Below are 17,783 nucleotides of genomic sequence, written 5' to 3' on the forward strand. Positions count from 1 at the left end.
TCGAGCCTCGACCTGCCCCCGGTGTCGCTGCGGCACCGGGGGCATCGTCATGCCGTGTCACGCCGTCGCCGACCGGTACTTGCGCACCGCCAGGGTCCGGAAGACGACCAGGATGAGGATCGAGTAGATCAACGAGGCCCAGACCGGGTGCTGCATGGGCCAGGCGTCCGACGGTGACTGGCCCGGGTTGGCGAACAGCACACGGCAGGCCTGGACCGTGGCACTGAAGGGGTTCCACTCGGCGATGTGGCGCAGCCACGGGGTCATATGGCTGGTGTCCACGAAGGCGTTCGAGATGAATGTGACCGGGAAGAGCCAGATGAGCCCGCTGGACGTGGCCGCCTCGGGGGTTCTGACGGACATGCCGATCAGGGCGCCGATCCAGGTGAACGCGTAACCGAGCAGGAGCAGCAGGCCGAAGGCGCCGAGCACCTTGCCGGCGTTGGTGCTGCCGTCCGACCCGACGCGCCAGCCCACCAGGAGGGCGACCACCGCGAGCACCACCAGGGTCAGGGCCGTCTGCACCGAGTCGGCGAGGGTGCGCCCGGTGAGCACCGCGCCGCGTGCCATGGGCAGGGAGCGGAAGCGGTCGATGAGGCCCTTGTGCATGTCGTCGGCGATGCCCGCGCCTGAGCTGGCGGTGGCGAAGGTGACGGTCTGCGCGAAGATGCCGGCCATCAGGAAGTTCTTGTAGTCGACGGCGCTGGTGCTGCTGCCGATCTGCATGGAACCGCCGAAGACATAGGTGAAGAGCACCACGAACATGATGGGCTGGATCAGCCCGTAGATAATCATCTCGGGGATGCGGGACATTCTGATCAGATTGCGTTTCGCAACGACCATCGAGTCCCGGATCGACTGGCTGACCGGGTTCGCGGCGGGTGCGACCCGCACGGCATCGCTGACGGCGCTCACTGGGCGGCCTCCTTGTCGACCCTCTTGTCGATCTCTTCGTCCATCTCCTCGTCCTTGGCTTCGGCCACGTGTCCCGTCAGGGACAGGAAGACGTCGTCGAGGGTCGGCCGGCGCAGGCCGATGTCGTCGATCTCGATGCCTCGGGTGTCCAGTTCCCGGATGACCTCGGCGAGGAGCTTGGCGCCGCCGGTCACGGGCGCGGTCAGCTTGCGCATGTGCTCCTCGACGGCGGTCTCGCCCTTGCCGAAGCCGGCGAGGACCTCGGCGGCCGCCTGGATGTGCTCGCGCTCGTGCACCACGAGCTCCACGCGCTCACCGCCGGTGCGGGCCTTGAGCTGGTCGGAGGTGCCCTGGGCGATGACCCGGCCCTGGTCGACGACCGCGATGTCGTGCGCCAGGTGGTCGGCCTCTTCCAGGTACTGGGTGGTCAGCAGCAGCGTCGTACCGCCGGAGACCAGTTGCTTGATGACCTCCCACAACTGCTGGCGGTTGCGGGGGTCGAGGCCGGTCGTCGGCTCGTCCATGAACATCACGGGCGGCGAGACGACGAGGGCCGCCGCGAGGTCGAGCCGGCGGCGCATGCCTCCGGAGTAGGTCTTGGTGGGGCGGTCGGCGGCGTCCGTGAGGTGGAACTGCTCCAGCAGCTCGACCGCGCGCTCCTTCGCCGCCTTCGCCCTCATCTGGTAGAGCTGGCCGACCATCTGGAGGTTCTCACGGCCGGTCAGGTATTCGTCGACGGCCGCGAACTGGCCGGACAGGCCGATCGAGCGGCGGACGGCGTCGGGCTGCTTGAGCACGTCGATGCCCGCGACGACCGCTCGCCCGCTGTCGGGTCGCAGCAGGGTGGTCAGGCAGCGGACGGTGGTCGTCTTACCCGCGCCGTTCGGCCCGAGCAGGCCCAGGACCGTGCCCTCGGGCACGTCCAGATCGACACCGTCCAAGGCTTTGACGTCACCGAAGGTCTTGACCAGACCTTCGGCATGGATGGCACCTGGCATGTGAGTCTCCACGTCTTCGGGGATCTCCGGACAGATGAACAAGGCAGTACACGGACACACCATAACGCGATGTATCGCGTCTCACAATCGAACTTCCCATGTCGCGTTCCGTGAGAAGAAGGGATCTTGACGGGCTCCGGCGCCGGGTCAGCTCATGACCGTGTAACCCGCCTCGCGGAGCGCGCGGCCGACCTCGACGCAGTGCTCCGGGCCCTTCGTCTCCAGGTGCAGCTCGACCTCCGCCTCCGTGAGCCCGAGCCGTGGGTCGGTCCGTACATGGCTCACATCGAGGACGTTAGCGTCCACCACTGACAACACACCCAGAAGTGTGGCGAGAGCACCGGGACGGTCCGTCAGCCGCAGCCGTACGGCCAGGTAGCGGCCCTGCGCGGCCATGCCGTGCCGCAGCACCCGCTCCATCAGCACCGGGTCGACGTTGCCGCCCGAGAGCACCGCGACGACCGGCCCCTCGAAGGCGCCGGGCTCGCTCAGCAGCGCCGCGACCGGGCTCGCCCCGGCGGGCTCCACCACCAGCTTGGCCCGCTCCAGGCACAGCAGCAGCGCGGCGGACAGCTCGTCCTCGCTGACCGTGCGCACCTCGTCGACCAGCTCGCCGACGAGCCCGAACGGCACATCGCCGGGCCGTCCGACCTTGATCCCGTCGGCCATCGTCGCCGGGTTCTCCACCGTCATGGGCCGGCCCGCCGCGAGTGAGGGCGGGTAGGCCGCCGCGCCCTCCGCCTGGACTCCCACGATCCTGAGGTCCGGCCGCAGGGCCTTCACCGCGACCGCGATCCCGGCGGCGAGACCGCCCCCGCCGATGCCGACGACGATCGTGCGCGCCTCGGGGCACTGCTCGAGGATCTCCAGGCCCACCGTGCCCTGGCCCGCGATGATGTCGGGGTGGTCGAAGGGGTGGATGAACACCGCGCTCGTCTCGGCCGCGTACTCCTGCGCCGCGGCCAGCGTCTCGTCGACCACCTGGCCGTGCAGCCGCACCTCGGCCCCGTAGTCCCGGGTGGCGCTGACCTTGGGCAACGGGGCGCCCTTCGGCATGAACACCGTGGAGCGCACACCGAGCAGTGCGGACGCGAGGGCGACGCCCTGCGCGTGGTTTCCGGCGCTCGCGGCGACGACACCGGCGGCGCGCTCCTCGGGCAGCAGACCGGCGATCCGGACGTACGCGCCGCGCAGCTTGAACGAACCGGTCCGCTGGAGGTTCTCGCACTTGAGGTGTACGGGCGCGCCGACCATCTGGGAGAGGTGCCTGCTGCCTTCCATCGCGGTCACCCGCGCCACACCCGAGAGCATCTTCTGGGCGCCGCGCACATCGTCGAGGGTGACGGGTCGCAAGGAGTCAGCCGTGCTGTAGCTCATGACACCAGCATCGCAGTTCACAGGCGGGAACGACGGTTGTGACCAACCTCCGAGACCCGCTTTGTGAAGCGCCGGTACGACCCGCCTCCCGGCCGCGTACCCTGTCCCCCAATCAGCCAGCCCTCCACGAAGTGAGCCCCCGGCGATGCCCACAACACCTGAAATGTCGATGGACATGACGACCGTCGGTGACACCGGTCTTCTCGACACGCTGCAGCACGAGGTGGCACTGTTCGCCCGCCGTGCCGAACAGACCCGGCTCGGCGGAGTCGGGCAGGTGCGCAACTCCATGGACCGCGCCGCGTATCTCCTGCTCAACCGTCTCGACAAGGAAGGCCCGATGGGCGTCAAGGCGCTCGCCGCGAGCATGGGGATCGACTCGTCGACGGTCACCCGGCAGGTGGCTCCGCTGGTGGACACGGGTCTGGTGAAGCGCACCTCGCACCCCGAGGACGGACGCGCGGTGGTGCTCCAGCTGTCCCCGCGCGGGCAGGCCCGGCTGGAGGAAGTGCGCTCGTCGCGGCGGCAGTTGATGGCCGAGCTGACCGAGGAGTGGGAGCCGGAGGAGCGCGAGGCGTTCTGCACGCTCCTGACGCGCTTCAACAGCGCGCTGTCCGCCCGGATGGCGGTGCCGGGAGTGCCGGGGCCGGAGACGCAGTCGCCCTCCTGAGCACCGGCCGTGCGCGGCTCTTGACCGCGGGGCCGACCCTGGCCTGATATGAGACCGGGTCCTGTCGTACGCGTCCGTACGCGGCCGGGCCCGCATCCTCAGGGTCGCCGGCGGGCGGGAGGCGCGATGCGGCAACGGCATGCGTCCCGGGAGACCCGTCGGGCCCGGGAGTTCGAGGCGTTCGTCGCGGGCGCGGCGGGTCGGCTGCTGCGTGCCGCCACCCTGCTCACCGCAGAGGACCCGGACGACAACCCCCGTGCGCGGCGCCTGCTGACCCTGTCCTTGGCGCACACGTACGCGTGCTGGGACCGGCTGCGCGGCGAGGATCCCTACGACCGCACCCGCCAGTACCTCGCCACCCGCTTCGCACGCGGCACCTGGCATCACCACGGCCCGCTCGGCCGCACCCGCCCGCACCCCGCCGCACCGCTGGCCCCGCTCACTCCGCAGGAACGTCTGATCCTGGTCCTCAGGCTCTACGAGGGCGTCGCCGAGGAGCAGACGGCGGCCCTGCTCGGGCTTTCCGTGGAGCGCGTAAGGGCCATCTGTCACCGGGCGATGTCGACCCTGCTGCACCGGCAGCGGGGTCCGGCACCTGCGGTGGCGGCTTCCGCGAAGGCGGTGCCGTCATGAGAGGGAACGACCGCGAGGCGACCGTGCGGCGGCTGATGGAGCAGGCGCCGCGGCCCGTGCCGCCCGAGATCCACACGGAGGCGGTGCGCCGGGGCGGCCGCATGCTGCGGCGCAGGGCGCTGGCCCGCCGGATGCTGTGGCTGCTGCTGCTCACGGCGGCCGTGGCGTTCACCGTGTGGGCGCTGACGGTCCGCCCGTGGGTGGAGCCGCCGTCGGAGACGACTCCACCCCTCACCGGCTGGTGACCCCCGAAGGGGCCGGGCCGTTCTAGCCGAGCGCCTGCTGCAGGTCTTCCAGCAGGTCGTCGGCGTTCTCGATGCCGACGGACAGACGCACCAGGTCGGCCGGGACCTCCAGGGCCGAGCCGGCGGCGGACGCGTGCGTCATACGGCCGGGGTGCTCGATGAGCGACTCCACGCCGCCCAGGGACTCGCCCAGCGTGAACACCTTGGCGCGGTTGCAGACCTCGACGGCCGCCTCCTCGCCGCCCTCGACACGGAACGAGACCATGCCGCCGAACGACTTCATCTGCTTGGCGGCGATCTCGTGGCCCGGGTGCTCCGGCAGGCCCGGGTACAGCACGCTGCTCACGCGCGCGTGCCGGGTGAGCATGTCGGCGACCTTGACGGCGTTCTCGCTGTGCCGGTCCATGCGGACCGAGAGCGTCTTGGTGCCGCGCAGCACCAGCCATGAGTCGAAGGGGCCGGCGACGGCGCCCATCGCGTTCTGGTGGAAGGTCAGTTCCTCGCCCAGGTCGGCGTCGCTGGTGATCAGCGCGCCGCCGACGACGTCCGAGTGGCCGCCCATGTACTTGGTCAGCGAGTGCACGACGACGTCCGCGCCCAGGGCCAGCGGCTGCTGGAGGTAGGGCGTGGCGAAGGTGTTGTCGACGACGAGGCGGGCGCCCGCGTCCCGGGCGATCTGAGCGACGGCGGCGATGTCGGTGATGCCGAGCAGCGGGTTGGAGGGGGTCTCCACCCACACCACCTTGGTCTTCGGGGTGAGGGCCGCCCGCACGGCCGCCGGGTCGCTGGTGTCGGCGACCGACCACTCCACGCCCCAGCGGGCGACGACCTTGGCGAACAGCCGGAACGTGCCGCCGTAGGCGTCGTTGGGGATGACCACGTGGTCGCCGGGGCTGAGCAGCGTACGCAGCAGGCAGTCCTCGGCCGCCAGCCCGGACGCGAACGCGAGGCCGCGGCGGCCGCCCTCCAGGGCGGCGAGGTTCTCCTCCAGCGCGGTCCTGGTGGGGTTGGCGCTGCGGCTGTACTCGTAGCCGCCGCGCAGACCGCCGACGCCGTCCTGCTTGTAGGTCGAGACCTGGTAGATCGGCGGGACGACCGCGCCCGTCAGGGGGTCGGCCGTGTTGCCCGCGTGGATCGCGAGCGTCTCGAAGTGCTGACTGATGTGCCTGTCGCTCATGAGGACCGAGGGTAGTGCGCCGAGACGAAGAGTGCCGGAGTACGAGTCGACGCGCGCTCGGCGCAGGGTTCTCCACAGGACCGCCGGGGGCTGCCCGGCGGGGGTTTTCCACAGGTTCGGGGAGGGGGTTGGCCAATTGTCGGCGCGGTCTGGTTCGCTTGTTGCATGGAGATTCTGTGGGTCCTGATCGCACTGGTCATGCTGGGCTTCGTGCTGCTCCCCTTCCTGCGACGCCGGCGCGGTGCGGTCGGACTGGTCTCGCCCGACCACCCGGACGCCGCGGACCCGGCGAACTACGGCTTCGTCCGCGAGGAGGAGCTCGACATCCGCATGCCCGGCCCCGACCAGGACCTGCTGGACGTCCTGGACGTGGTGCAGCGCTCGGGGGACTACCGCGCGGCGCAGCAGCTCCTCGCGGGCACGGAGACGGAGGGCGAGCGTCGCTGGCAGCGGGTGCAGGCCTTCGCGGGTGCCGCATCACTGGAGCTCGCGCGGCGGCCCGGCGGGGTCGGCGAGGCGCCGGGCGGTCAGTGGCTGCGGGTGTGGCGGGCCGAGGCGCCCAAGGACGCGGGCGGCGCCGCGGTGCAGGCCGAGTTCCTGGTGCAGCAGGCGTGGCGGACGGCGACACCGGGGACGGACGAGTTCCGGATCATCATGGAGGAGGCCAGATCAGCGTGCGGCGACGCGGCGCTGCTCTCCCCCGGCGATCCCGTTCCGTACATCGTCGAGCTGTCGGTGGCCCGCGGGCTCGGCTATTCACGGAAGGACTTCGAGCAGCTCTGGCTGAAGATCCTGGACCGCGACCCGGCGCACATGGGCGCGCATCTGGCGGCGCTGCACTACTGGTGCGAGAAGTGGCACGGCTCGCGTGAGCTGGCGTACTCGTTCGCCGAGGCCGCGGCGGCCCGTGCGCCCCAGGGCTCGCTGCTCGCTGCGATGCCCCTCTTCGCGGTGTTCGAGCACCTCCCCGAGGTGACCCTGGTCAGCAGCTTCTGGCAGTCGGAGGTCGTCACGAAGGCGATGCACGGCGCGCTGCACGCGGTGCACTCGGCCCGCGCCGACGACCCGATGCTGGCACACGCGCGGCATCTCCTGATGTTCTTCCTGGTCCGCAGCGAGCGCTGGGCGGAGGCCATGAGCCAGCTCATACACATCGACGGCCATGTCGGCGCCCTGCCGTGGACGCTGTCCCAGGACCCGGCGGCGGAGTTCGCGGTGTACCGGGCGCTGGCGGTGGCGGGCTACGAGGCGAACGGCGGCAGCCCGGCGAGCCTGCCGCACTGAGGGCCCGGGCCGCGGAAGGCCGGAATTCCCTCCGGCCTCCGCACGTTGTAGAGGGCGTCCCGTAGACGGCCGCAGATGGCGCCGCCCCCTGGAAGACCGCTGGAGACCGCATGTTCCTGCACAGCCGTACGCCCCAGCTGCCCTCCCCCGAGCAGACGCTGCCCGGCCGCCCGGTGCCGTCGTTCACGGTGCCCGACCGCCACACCGTCCTCGGCAACCCCCTGCTCGGCCCCTACCCGGAGGGCCTGGAGGTCGCCGACTTCGGTCTGGGCTGCTTCTGGGGCGCCGAGCGCAAGTTCTGGCAGCTCCCGGCGGGGGTGTGGACGACCCTGGCCGGCTACCAGGGCGGTCACACCGAGAACCCCACCTACGAGGAGGTCTGCTCGGGCCTGACCGGCCACACGGAGGTCGTGCGCGTGGTCTTCGACCCGAAGCTGATCTCGTACGAGCGCCTGCTGAAGACGTTCTGGGAGTCGCACGACCCCACGCAGGGCTTCCGCCAGGGCAACGACGTGGGCACGCAGTACCGCTCGGCGGTCTACACCCACACCCCCGGGCAGGCGGCCACCGCCAAGTCCTCCCGCGACTCCTACCAGCAGGTCCTCTCCTCCTCCGGGTTCGGCGAGATCACGACGGAGATCGCCCCGGCACAGGGCCGTCCCTTCTACCCGGCCGAGGGCTACCACCAGCAGTACCTGGACAAGAACCCGGCGGGATACTGCGGCATCGGCGGCACGGGCCTGTCCTGCCCGATCGGTGTGGCCAAGGCCGAGGGCTGAACCCCGGTACCGGCAGAGCCGAACCCGGTACCGCTGAAGCCGAGGCCGAGTGCTGAACACCGGTACCGCTGGATACGCGGGGGCTCCCTGGCAATAGGGTGCCCCCGTGACTGCCCCCTCGAATTCGACCCTGAGTCCGGCGAAAGCCCGTCACGCGCTGCGGCTGTCCGCGCGCGTGTCCGCGGAGTTGCTGCTGGTCTTCGTGATGCTGGCCGTGTCTCTGTGGCTGCTGGGCCGGATGTGGTCGGTGGTGTGGCCGCTCGTCGTCGGGCTGCTGCTGACCACGCTGACCTGGCCCGCGGCCCGCGCCCTCCGTCGTCGCGGGTGGCCGCCCGCGCTCGCCGCGTCGCTGGTGACCGTGCTGTTCCTGCTGGTCGCCGTGGGTGTGGTGGCGTTGATCGCGGTGCCGGTGGCGTCGCAGTCCGGTGAGCTGACCGACGGTGTGGTCGAGGGCATCCAGCGGCTGCGCGAGTGGGCGGCGGGGCCGCCGTTGAACATCGGTGACGCCCAGATCAACAAGGCGTTCGACTCGGCGGTCGCCCGCGCCCAGGAGGGCGTCGGCAGCATGGTCGGCACGGTCGTCACCGGTGTCAGCACCGTGGTGAGCGGAGTGGTCACCGCTGTCCTCGCGCTGTTCCTGATGTTCTTCTTCCTCAAGGACGGGCCGAAGTTCCTGCCGTGGCTGTCCCGGCAGCTCCCGGGCCGGTTCGCCGCCGACGTCCCGATCGTGTTCGCGCGCGGCTGGGCCACCCTGGGCAGCTTCGTACGGTCCCAGGCGGCCGTCGGCCTGCTCGACGCGGTGCTGATCGGGCTGGGCCTGTGGATCCTGGGCGTGCCGCTGGTGCTGCCGCTGGCGGTGCTGACCTTCGTCTCGGCGTTCGTGCCGATCATCGGCGCCCTGTTCGCCGGTTTCGTCGCGGTCCTCATCGCGCTGGTCTCCAACGGCGTCACGGACGCGCTGATGGTGCTGGCCATCATCGTGGTGGTGCAGCAGCTGGAGGGGAACGTCTTCCAGCCCATGATCCAGAGCCGTGGTCTCGGGCTCCACGCGGCCGTGGTGCTGCTCGCTGTAACGCTGGGCGGCAGTCTGGCCGGCATCGTGGGCAGTCTGCTCGCCGTCCCCATCGCCGCGCTGATCGCGGTGGTGTGGAACTACGTACGCGAGCAGCTCAGCGACCCGCCGCGGGAACCGGACGACACCGACGAGCCGGACGCCGTCGCGCCCGTGCTGTCGTAACGGCCCCGTTCGCGCGACCGGTCATGGACGCGCGAACGGCCCCGCCCGGGTCGCGGGGCTCCTCCTCGCTTGCGAATCTGCAGGCGAAAGGAGTTCCGCCACATGAACCCTGTCACCGCGTCGCCCGTGCGTATCGAGGCGTCTGTGGACGCCCGGCTGTCCCGATGGCTGTGGCTGGTGAAGTGGCTGCTCGCCATCCCGCACTACATCGTGCTGTTCTTCCTGTGGATCGCCTTCGCGGTCGTGACGGTCATCGCGTTCTTCGCCATCCTGATCACGGCCCGGTACCCCCGGTCCCTCTTCGACTTCAGTGTCGGCGTGCTGCGCTGGAACTGGCGGGTCGGCTACTACGCCCACACCGCCCTCGGCACCGACCGGTACCCGCCGTTCACCCTCGCCGACGTGCCCGACTATCCGGCGCGCTTCGACGTCGTCTACCCCGAGCGGCTGTCGCGCGGGCTGGTCCTGGTGAAGTGGTGGCTGCTGGCGATCCCGCAGTACATCGTGGTCGCGATGTTCGTCGGGGGCGGCTGGGGCGGGGACAGTTGGCGCGGCGCCGGGCTGATGCCCTGGCTCTCCCTGGTCGCGGTGGTCATCCTGCTGTTCACCGCCCGCTATCCGCGGCACCTCTTCGACTTCCTGCTGGGCCTCGCCCGCTGGTGCGCGCGGGTGACCGCCTACGCCGCCCTGATGACCGACCAGTACCCGCCGTTCCGGCTCGACCTGGGCGGCCAGGAATCCCCGGCGAAGAGCCTCTGACAACGCCGCGCCCCAGCGGAATCGATTCCTCCCGCCCTACGCTCCTTCGCATGGTTCTCAGACGAGCGTTACAGGTGATCATGGTCGTCACTCTGGCCCTCGCGGGGGCGGTCCAGGGCGGGGCGGTTTCGGCGCGGGCGACCGACTCCGGACGGCAATTGCTGTTCTACAACCACGCCTACGGCGTCCTCGACCGGGAGACCGCCGACGCCATCGAGCACTCCGCCTATCTGCGCGACTTCGCCGACTTCCAGGTCCGCACCACGACGGGTTCCGGCGGGCAGACCTGGACCGGCCGCTATCTGATGGGGCGCGAGACCTACCTGGAGCTGTTCGGGGTCGGCGACCTGCCCGGCAAGGAGGCCGCCCTCGGCGCCACCGGCATGGGCGTCTCGACCGAGCGGAAGGGCGACCTGGTGACGGTGCTCGCGCGGCTGCGCGAGCAGGGAGTCGGCGACCCGATCGAGTTCCAGCAGACACGCGACTTCGGCGACGGCGTCCCCGTGCCGTGGTTCGACGCCGTCTTCACCACCGACCAGTACGACCGCTTCGGCGCCTGGGGCATGGAGTACCGGCCGGAGTACTTCGCCGACCCGCGCGGCAACACCGAGCCCGCCGCACACCCCGGTGACGTGGGCCGGGAGCGCTATCTGCCCGACGCCTACCGCGACCGTCTGATGCGGGACGTGACGGGCATCCGGCTCGCGGTGACCGCACGCGACCTCGCCAACACGGTGCCGCTGCTGCAGGCCGGCGGGTTCGCCGTGCGTTCCCTGCCGGACGGGGGCGTCGTCGCGAAGGGCGGCACCACCACGCTCCGCTTCGACGCCGTGCCCCTCGACCAGGTGGGCCTGCGGCAGGTCCGGATGTCGCTGAACCGGCCGGTGTCGTACCGGCACGAGGAGCGCATCGGTCACTCGACCCTCACCGTCGGCCCGGGGTCCCGTGCCGTGTGGACCTTCGACGACCAGGACCGGCCGGCTTCCCGGTAAGGCCCGTAAGGCCCCCAGGAGCCCCCGAGCCCCCTAGCCCAGCCGCTCCACCAGGAACTCCTCCCACGTCCGCTTCCCCTCCTCCGCCCCCCGCAGGGTGAGGTTCGCCCCGGCCCGGTACGCCCGCCCCGCCTTGCCGGGGATGCGCACCGGCAGCATCGGGCGGCGCCGCCCCCTCAGGCGGAGGTAGGGGCGGGCCAGTTCGGCGAGGGTGTGGACGTGCGGCCCGGCCAGGTCCGGGACGAGGCCGGACGGGGCGCCGAGGGTCAACTCCGCGAGTCGGGCGGCGACTTCGCGGGAGTCGACCGGCTGGAGCCGCAGGCCGCCCGGGACCGGGAACACCGGCAGCTTGGCCATCTTCTCGACCATGGTCAGCGTGAGGTCGTGGAACTGGGCCGCGCGCAGGGTCGTCCACGGGATGCCCGAGTCGGCGACGGCCCGCTCGGACTCCAGCTTCGTGCGCATCCAGGCCAGCGGCACCCGGTCCGCGCCGATGACCGAGATGTAGACCAGGTGCCGTACCCCGGCCCGGGACGCGGCGCGCACCAGATTGCGGGTCGCCTCGTCGTCGCCCTTGGGGCCGCCCGCCAGGTGCAGCACGGTGCCCGCGCCCTCGATGGCGGCATCGACACCCTCGTTCTTCAGCAGATCGCCGGTGACGTACTCGATGCCGTCGGCGGCCGGGCGGGCGGTCCGGCTGAGGATCCGCACCTCGTGGCCGGCCGCGCGCAGCAGCGGGACGACATGGCCGCCCAGGGTGCCCGTACCGCCGGTGACCAGGATGGATGACGTCATGACCACTCCCCGATGTCGACTTCGCGGTTCGCTGTCGCGGTCCGCCTTCGCCGGTATGACGGAGGGCGGCGGGGAGATGTGACAGACGCGGGCCGAGAGGAAGGTCAGCCGCCGCTGCCGTACGGCCGCGTGATGATCTCCAGTCGGTGGCCGTCGGGGTCGTCGAAGTACGCGCCCCGGCCGCCGTCGTTGTGGTTGATCTCGCCGGGGCGGCTGTGGAACGGGTCCGCCCAGTACGTCAGACCGGCCTCCTGGATACGGCCGAAGATCACGTCGAACTCTTCCTCCGAGACGAGGAAGGCGTAGTGCTGCGGCGTGATGGCGCCGGGGGTGTCCATGTAGTCGAGCGTCACGCCGTTGGGGATCTCGACCGGGAGGAACGGGCCGTAGGGCGGGCTCACTTCGAGTCCCAGGAGGTCGGCGAGGAACCGGGCCGAGGCGCGCTTGTCGTGCGCGACGACGATGGTGTGGTTCAGCTGCACGGTCATGGTGGGCCTCCCCTCCCGACCCACCATACTCCGGCACATATTAAGGTAAGCCTCACCTTATTCATTGATCGGAGTACGTGGTGCGCGCAGTGGGATCGAGGGCCGTCCTGGCCCTGGCCGTCGCCGGAGGGCTGCTGGCCGGTTGCTCGTCGCCGGGCGGCGGCAGCGGGGCCGGCAAGCAGGGGGACGGCTCGCGCAGCGAGGTCATCGGCGCCGCCGAGGGCTCCGCCGGACCCTCCGCCGCGCCGAGCGCCCTCGCGAAGGGCATGGGCGCCGACACCGACGAGGACGGGGTCTTCCCGCGCACCGTCAAGCACTTCGAGGGCAGTACGGCGATCAAGGCCGAGCCGCGGAACATCGCCGTGCTCAGCACCGGGCAGCTCGACGACCTGCTGTCGCTGGGCATCGTCCCGACGGCGACCACCCGCGCCGACAACGCCGGCCTCGTGCCCGGCTACCTGGCCGACGCCTTCCCGCGTCACAAGGACCGGCTGGCCGGCATGACCGACGCGGGCACCCGCTCCGCCCCCAATCTGGAGACCCTGGCCGCCGCCCAGCCGGACCTGATCCTCGCCAACGACTCGCTCGGCGAGCTCTACCCCAAGCTGTCGAAGATCGCGCCGACCGTGATCACCGCAGGCAACGGCATCAACTGGAAGCGCGACCTGCTGCTCGTCGGCGAGGCCGTCGGCAAGGGGCAGCGGGCGCAGCGCCTGCTCGACGGCATCGCCGCGGACGCTCGCGCCGAGGGGCGCGACGTGCAGGGCGACCCGGCCGTCTCCATGGTGCGGTTCACGCCCGACCGGACGCGCATGTTCGGCGTCTCCTCCTTCACCGGGTCCCTCGCCGTGGACATGGGCCTGAAGCGGCCGGAGTCCCAGCGGTTCACGGCGATCTCCGAGGACGTCGGGCCGGAGAGCATCGATGTCGCCGACGGCGACTGGATCTTCTACTCGGTGCAGGGCGACCCGGAGAAGACGGACGCCGGGAGTGTGCTGGCCGGGCCGCTGTGGAAGTCGATGAAGGCCGTCGACGCCGGGCACGCCGTGAAGGTCGACGACGACCCCTGGTACCTCAACGCCGGTCCCACCGCCGCCCGCCTCGTCGTACGGCAGCTCGCCGAGCACCTCGGCAGGTGACCCGGCGTCTCGCCGTCCGGCCGCCGGCCGCGCTCGCCGTACTGGGTGCCGTGCTGGTGGTGGCCGTCGCCGGTCTCCTCTCGCTCGCCGTCGGCACCCGGCCCGTGGCGCCGGACCGCGTGCTCGACGCGCTGCTGCACGGCGGCGGCTCCCCGGACGCGCTCGTCGTACGGTCCCTGCGGGTGCCGCGGACCGCGGTGGGGCTGGCCGCGGGCGCCGCGCTCGGCATCGCCGGGGCCGCGTTGCAGGCGGTCACCCGCAATCCGCTCGCCGACCCGGGGATCCTCGGGCTGAGCCAGGGCGCCGCGGCCGGGGTCGTCGTCGCCGTCGCGTCCGGGCTCGCGGGCGGCTTCGGCGGCTACGTCTGGTACGCCTTCACCGGCGCGGTCGTGGCCGCGTGCCTGGTGTACGGCATCGCCGCGCGCGGGCGGGGCGGGGCCTCGCCGGTGAAGCTGGCGCTGGCCGGGACGGCCCTGTCGGCGATGACGGCGGGTGCCACGACGGTCGTCCTGACGGCCGATTCGGCGACGCTGGACCAGTTCCGGTTCTGGCAGGTCGGGGCGCTCAGCGGCCGGGACGCGGACACGGTCGGCGCGATGCTGCCGTTCCTCGGCGCGGGACTGCTGGCGGTGCTGGCGTGCGCCCGGGGACTGGACGCGCTGGCACTCGGAGACGACGCGGCACGGGCTCTGGGGCATCGGGTCGGGCTGGTGCGGGGCGTGGCAGCGGCGGGGGCGACATTGCTGACCGCCGCCGCGGTGGCCGCCGCCGGTCCGATCGCCTTCGTGGGACTGGCCGTGCCGCACCTCGCCCGGCGGATGGTGGCCGGAGGCCATCGCGTCGTACTGCCGCTGTCCGGACTCCTCGGGGCGGGGCTGCTGGTGGGGGCCGATGTGGCGGGGCGTGTGGTCCGGGCTCCCGCCGAGGTGCCGGCGGGGGTCATGACGGCGGTGGTGGGGGTTCCGGTGCTGGTCGCGCTGGTACGGCGCAGAGGAGCTGTGACGTGACCGATACCGCACGACTGTCCCCGGCCGAGCCGGCTCACCGCCAGGTCTCCGTCCTACGGCCCCACCCTCGCGTCTCCCTCCTCCTCCACCGCCGCTCCGCCGCCGTCGCCCTGGCCCTCGTCCTGCTCCTCGGCGTCGTCATGCTCGTCTCCGCCTGTGTGGGGCAGGCGTACGTGTCGCCCGGCGAGGTGTGGCACACCCTGCGGACCGGGAGCGGCCCTCACGAGCTGGTCGTGGGCGAGTTGCGGGTGCCCCGGATCGTGCTGGGGGCGCTGGTCGGCGGGGCGCTGGGCGTGGCGGGGGCCCTGGTGCAGGCCGTGACGCGCAATCCGCTGGCCAGTCCGGATGTGATCGGGGTCGGGCACGGGGCGGCCGCGGCGACCGTGTTCGCGCTGGCGACGGGGGCGGTGAGTTCACCGGGCGCGCTGCCCGCCGTGTCGGTCGCGGGCGGGCTGGCCGCCGCCGCGCTGGTCTATGTGCTGGCCTGGCGGCACGGCATGCAGCCGAGCCGGTTCGTGCTGACCGGCGTCGGGATCGGCGTCGCACTGGGCGCCGTGGTGCAGCTGTATCTGACGGACAGCGAGCTGGAGGCCGCCGAGCAGGTCAAGCTGTGGCTGACCGGGAGCCTGAACGGGCGGGGCTGGGAGCAGGCCGGGCCGCTGGCCGTGGTGTGCCTGCTGTGTCTGCCGGGGCTGGTGTGGGCGAGCCGGGCGGTGCGCCCGCTGGGGCTCGGCCCCGAGACCGCGGCCTCGCTCGGTGTACGGGTGGACCGGGCCCGGCTGGGACTGACGGTCCTGGGCGTGGTGCTCGCGGCGACGGCGACCGGCGCGGCGGGCCCCATCGGCTTCGTCGCACTGACCGCTCCGCAGCTGGCGAGACGCCTCACGCGCACGCCTCAGCTGCCGCTGCTCTCCTCGGCTCTGACGGGTGCGGTGATCCTGGTCGGTGCCGATCTGGCGGCCCGGACGCTGCTGCCGCCGCTGGAGATCCCGGTGGGCGCGCTCACCTCGCTGGTGGGCGGGCCGTACCTGCTGTGGCTCCTGGGACGACGCTGAGGGCCCCGGCGCACAGCCGAGGCCCTCGCTCTCAGACCGCAAGGTCTCAGATCGTCGCCGTGTCGATCACGAACCGGTACCGCACGTCGCTGTCCTCCACGCGCTTGTACGCCTCGTTGATCTGGTCGGCGCCGATCAGCTCGATCTCGGCACCGAGGCCGTGCTCGGCGCAGAAGTCCAGCATCTCCTGGGTCTGCGGCAGGCCGCCGATGAAGGAACCGGCGAGCGACTTGCCGCCGCCGATCACCGAGAAGAGGCTGAGGGAGATCGGCTCCTCGGGGGCGCCGACGTTCGCCAGCGTGCCCTCGGGCTTCAGCAGCCCCAGGTAGGCGTTGAAGTCCAGCGGGGCCGCGACCGTGGACACGATCAGGTCGAACGTGCCGTTCAGCTCCTCGAAGGTCTTCGGGTCGCTGGTGGCGTAGTAGTGGTCGGCGCCGAAGCGCAGGCCGTCCTCCTGCTTGCGCAGGGACTGCGACAGCACGGTGACCTCGGCACCGAGGGCGTGCGCGATCTTCACGCCCATGTGGCCGAGGCCGCCGAGGCCCAGGATCGCGACCTTCTTGCCGGGGCCGGCGCCGAAGCGCTTGAGCGGGGAGTAGAGGGTGATGCCGGCGCACAGCAGCGGCGCGGCGACGTCCAGGGAGAGGCCGTCGGGGATGCGGACGACGAAGTTCTCGTCGACGACGACCTTCTGCGAGTAGCCGCCGTAGGTGGGCTCGCCGTCCCTGCCGATGGAGTTGTACGTCTGGGTGTTGCCCTCGACGCAGTACTGCTCGTTCCCGGCCTTGCAGTTCTCGCACTCGCGGCAGGAGTCGACCATGCAGCCGACGCCCACGCGGTCGCCGACGGCGAACTTCGTCACACCCGGGCCGACCTCGGTGACGACACCGGCGATCTCGTGGCCGGGGACCATCGGGAAGATGGCCTCGCCCCAGCCCTCACGGGCCTGGTGGATGTCGGAGTGGCAGATACCGGCGAACTTGATGTCGATCAGGACATCGAACTCGCGGACCTCGCGGCGCTCGATGGTGGTGCGCTCCAGCGGAGCCTTGGGGGCGGGTGCGGCGTACGCGGCGACAGTGGTCATGCCGGGGTTCTCCTAGCGGGGGTTGTGCGCCCGGCTGCCTTCTGGATCCTCTGACCGGGCACGCATCCCAGCGTGCCGAAAACGCGAGCGTCTACCCAGACCACCGTTTTGCGTACGCACACGGTGCGTACCACTGGCGGGGTCAGGCTCGTGTGCGTACGACCGTGAATACTGGAGGGCATGGACGAACAGCCCGAATCCGCACAGGAGCCCGCAGCGCAGTCCGGCGGGGGCCTGGACCGGCGTGCCGAGCTCAGTGAGTTCCTGCGCACCCGGCGGGCCCGGCTGAAGCCGGAGGACGTGGGGCTGCCCGACTTCGGACGGCGGCGCGTGCCCGGGCTGCGCCGCGAGGAGCTGGCGCAGCTGGCCGGGGTCTCCGTGGCGTACTACACACGGCTGGAGCAGGGCAACGGGCGCAACGTCTCGGCGGAGGTGCTGGACGCGATCGCACGGGCCCTGCGGCTGAGCGACGCCGAGCACGCCCATCTGACGCACCTGGCGAAGCCGAAGCAGCACAAGAAGAAGCCGGTGGCGCGCACCCAGCAGGTGCGGCCGACGCTGCGGCATCTGCTGGACTCGATCGAGACCGTCCCGGCGTACATCGTGGGGCGCCGCTCGGACATCCTGGCGTGGAACCGGATGGCCGCGGCCCTCTTCGGCGACTGGGCGGAGCTGCCGGCGCCGGAGCGGAACTGGGCGCGGCTGGTGTTCCTGCGGCCCGAGTACCACGACCTGTTCGTCGAGTGGGACCGGAAGGCGCAGGACATGGTCGGCTATCTGCGCATGGACGCGGGCCGCCACCCGGACGACCCGCGGCTGTCCGCCCTGGTGGGCGAGCTCTCCGTGAAGAGCGAGGAGTTCCGCCGGCTGTGGGCGGCGCACGACGTCAAGGAGAAGAGCTTCGGCGTCAAGCGGCTGCGGCACCCGCTGGTCGGCGATCTGACCCTGTCCTTCGAGACGTTCCGCCTGGTCGACGAGGCCGAGCAGTCCCTGATCACGTACCACGCGGAACCGGACACCCCCTCGGCCCAGGCCCTGCGCCTGCTGGCGAGCTGGGGCGCGGACGCGACCCGGGCGGGGGCCGGGAGCACGGCCCCACCGGCCTGACACACGCGAACGCCCGCCGCCCACACGAACGGCCCGCCG

Annotated in this window: 19 protein-coding genes; 12 read left to right on the forward strand and 7 right to left on the reverse strand. The window is 71.7% G+C overall.

Annotated elements, in window-relative coordinates:
- Window positions 1-57: 57 nt before the first annotated feature.
- From KJK29_RS12595 to ilvA, 3 genes are all read right to left on the reverse strand, one after another.
- On the reverse strand, window positions 58-915 hold the full coding sequence (locus tag KJK29_RS12595) for an ABC transporter permease (RefSeq protein ID WP_215118960.1): 858 nt from the start codon (window positions 913-915) through the stop codon (window positions 58-60).
- Window positions 912-1,913 carry an ATP-binding cassette domain-containing protein gene (locus KJK29_RS12600; protein WP_215118962.1) on the reverse strand — a complete coding sequence of 334 codons (1,002 nt, stop codon included), beginning with the start codon at window positions 1,911-1,913 and terminating at the stop codon, window positions 912-914. The genes KJK29_RS12595 and KJK29_RS12600 overlap by 4 nt, the downstream gene beginning before the upstream one ends.
- A 147-nt stretch (window positions 1,914-2,060) precedes the next feature.
- Window positions 2,061-3,290, reverse strand: a complete 1,230-nt coding sequence (gene ilvA, locus KJK29_RS12605) for a threonine ammonia-lyase (RefSeq protein ID WP_215118964.1) — start codon at window positions 3,288-3,290, stop codon at window positions 2,061-2,063.
- 163 nt (window positions 3,291-3,453) lie between these two features.
- Between ilvA and KJK29_RS12610 the strand changes: the two genes are divergently transcribed.
- From KJK29_RS12610 to KJK29_RS12620, 3 genes are all read left to right on the forward strand, one after another.
- Window positions 3,454-3,960 carry a MarR family transcriptional regulator gene (locus tag KJK29_RS12610; RefSeq protein ID WP_189722925.1) on the forward strand — a complete coding sequence of 169 codons (507 nt, stop codon included), beginning with the start codon at window positions 3,454-3,456 and terminating at the stop codon, window positions 3,958-3,960.
- A 126-nt stretch (window positions 3,961-4,086) separates the two neighbouring features.
- Window positions 4,087-4,593 (forward strand): sigma factor-like helix-turn-helix DNA-binding protein, encoded by a 507-nt coding sequence (locus tag KJK29_RS12615; protein ID WP_215118966.1) that lies wholly within the window; start codon window positions 4,087-4,089, stop codon window positions 4,591-4,593.
- Window positions 4,590-4,838: a hypothetical protein gene (locus KJK29_RS12620; protein WP_215118968.1), complete on the forward strand. Its 249-nt coding sequence runs from the start codon at window positions 4,590-4,592 to the stop codon at window positions 4,836-4,838. Before KJK29_RS12615 ends, KJK29_RS12620 begins: the two co-directional genes overlap by 4 nt.
- A 22-nt stretch (window positions 4,839-4,860) precedes the next feature.
- On the opposite strand, the gene KJK29_RS12625 is transcribed toward KJK29_RS12620, so the two are convergent.
- Entirely contained in the window at window positions 4,861-6,015 is a 1,155-nt protein-coding gene (locus tag KJK29_RS12625; RefSeq protein ID WP_215118970.1) for a cystathionine gamma-synthase, read from the reverse strand.
- Window positions 6,016-6,180: 165 nt separating this feature from the next.
- Here KJK29_RS12625 and KJK29_RS12630 point away from each other — a divergent pair, with 165 nt between their 5' ends.
- From KJK29_RS12630 to KJK29_RS12650, 5 genes are all read left to right on the forward strand, one after another.
- On the forward strand, window positions 6,181-7,299 hold the full coding sequence (locus tag KJK29_RS12630; protein ID WP_215118972.1) for a hypothetical protein: 1,119 nt from the start codon (window positions 6,181-6,183) through the stop codon (window positions 7,297-7,299).
- A gap of 110 nt (window positions 7,300-7,409) precedes the next feature.
- Window positions 7,410-8,078, forward strand: a complete 669-nt coding sequence (gene msrA / locus KJK29_RS12635; RefSeq protein WP_215118974.1) for a peptide-methionine (S)-S-oxide reductase MsrA — start codon at window positions 7,410-7,412, stop codon at window positions 8,076-8,078.
- 130 nt (window positions 8,079-8,208) lie between these two features.
- Window positions 8,209-9,315, forward strand: a complete 1,107-nt coding sequence (locus KJK29_RS12640) for an AI-2E family transporter (protein ID WP_215124245.1) — start codon at window positions 8,209-8,211, stop codon at window positions 9,313-9,315.
- A gap of 102 nt (window positions 9,316-9,417) precedes the next feature.
- A complete protein-coding gene (locus KJK29_RS12645) occupies window positions 9,418-10,074 on the forward strand; it encodes a DUF4389 domain-containing protein (protein ID WP_215118975.1) in 657 nt (218 codons plus the stop codon).
- Between the two features lie 74 nt (window positions 10,075-10,148).
- On the forward strand, window positions 10,149-11,066 hold the full coding sequence (locus KJK29_RS12650) for a DUF5829 family protein (protein ID WP_215124246.1): 918 nt from the start codon (window positions 10,149-10,151) through the stop codon (window positions 11,064-11,066).
- Window positions 11,067-11,099: 33 nt separating this feature from the next.
- Here the strand turns inward: KJK29_RS12650 and KJK29_RS12655 are convergent, their stop codons facing one another.
- Together KJK29_RS12655 and KJK29_RS12660 are read right to left on the reverse strand one after the other, a co-directional pair.
- A complete protein-coding gene (locus tag KJK29_RS12655; RefSeq protein WP_215118976.1) occupies window positions 11,100-11,861 on the reverse strand; it encodes an SDR family oxidoreductase in 762 nt (253 codons plus the stop codon).
- 104 nt (window positions 11,862-11,965) lie between these two features.
- On the reverse strand, window positions 11,966-12,349 hold the full coding sequence (locus KJK29_RS12660; RefSeq protein ID WP_215118977.1) for a VOC family protein: 384 nt from the start codon (window positions 12,347-12,349) through the stop codon (window positions 11,966-11,968).
- A gap of 80 nt (window positions 12,350-12,429) precedes the next feature.
- On the opposite strand from KJK29_RS12660, the gene KJK29_RS12665 reads away from it, so the two are divergent.
- Genes KJK29_RS12665 through KJK29_RS12675 form a run of 3 tightly spaced genes read left to right on the forward strand, consistent with a single transcriptional unit; the run spans window position 12,430 to window position 15,550 of the window.
- Window positions 12,430-13,488 (forward strand): ABC transporter substrate-binding protein, encoded by a 1,059-nt coding sequence (locus KJK29_RS12665; protein ID WP_215118978.1) that lies wholly within the window; start codon window positions 12,430-12,432, stop codon window positions 13,486-13,488.
- Window positions 13,485-14,495: a FecCD family ABC transporter permease gene (locus KJK29_RS12670; protein ID WP_215118985.1), complete on the forward strand. Its 1,011-nt coding sequence runs from the start codon at window positions 13,485-13,487 to the stop codon at window positions 14,493-14,495. The genes KJK29_RS12665 and KJK29_RS12670 overlap by 4 nt, the downstream gene beginning before the upstream one ends.
- A complete protein-coding gene (locus KJK29_RS12675; RefSeq protein WP_215118986.1) occupies window positions 14,492-15,550 on the forward strand; it encodes a FecCD family ABC transporter permease in 1,059 nt (352 codons plus the stop codon). The genes KJK29_RS12670 and KJK29_RS12675 overlap by 4 nt, the downstream gene beginning before the upstream one ends.
- Before the next feature lie 46 nt (window positions 15,551-15,596).
- On the opposite strand, the gene KJK29_RS12680 is transcribed toward KJK29_RS12675, so the two are convergent.
- Window positions 15,597-16,637, reverse strand: a complete 1,041-nt coding sequence (locus KJK29_RS12680) for an NAD(P)-dependent alcohol dehydrogenase (protein ID WP_215118988.1) — start codon at window positions 16,635-16,637, stop codon at window positions 15,597-15,599.
- A 180-nt stretch (window positions 16,638-16,817) separates the two neighbouring features.
- Here KJK29_RS12680 and KJK29_RS12685 point away from each other — a divergent pair, with 180 nt between their 5' ends.
- Window positions 16,818-17,744, forward strand: a complete 927-nt coding sequence (locus KJK29_RS12685; RefSeq protein WP_215118990.1) for a helix-turn-helix domain-containing protein — start codon at window positions 16,818-16,820, stop codon at window positions 17,742-17,744.
- Window positions 17,745-17,783 lie beyond the last annotated feature (39 nt).

The sequence above is a fragment of the Streptomyces koelreuteriae genome (assembly GCF_018604545.1).
Taxonomy (GTDB): domain Bacteria; phylum Actinomycetota; class Actinomycetes; order Streptomycetales; family Streptomycetaceae; genus Streptomyces; species Streptomyces koelreuteriae.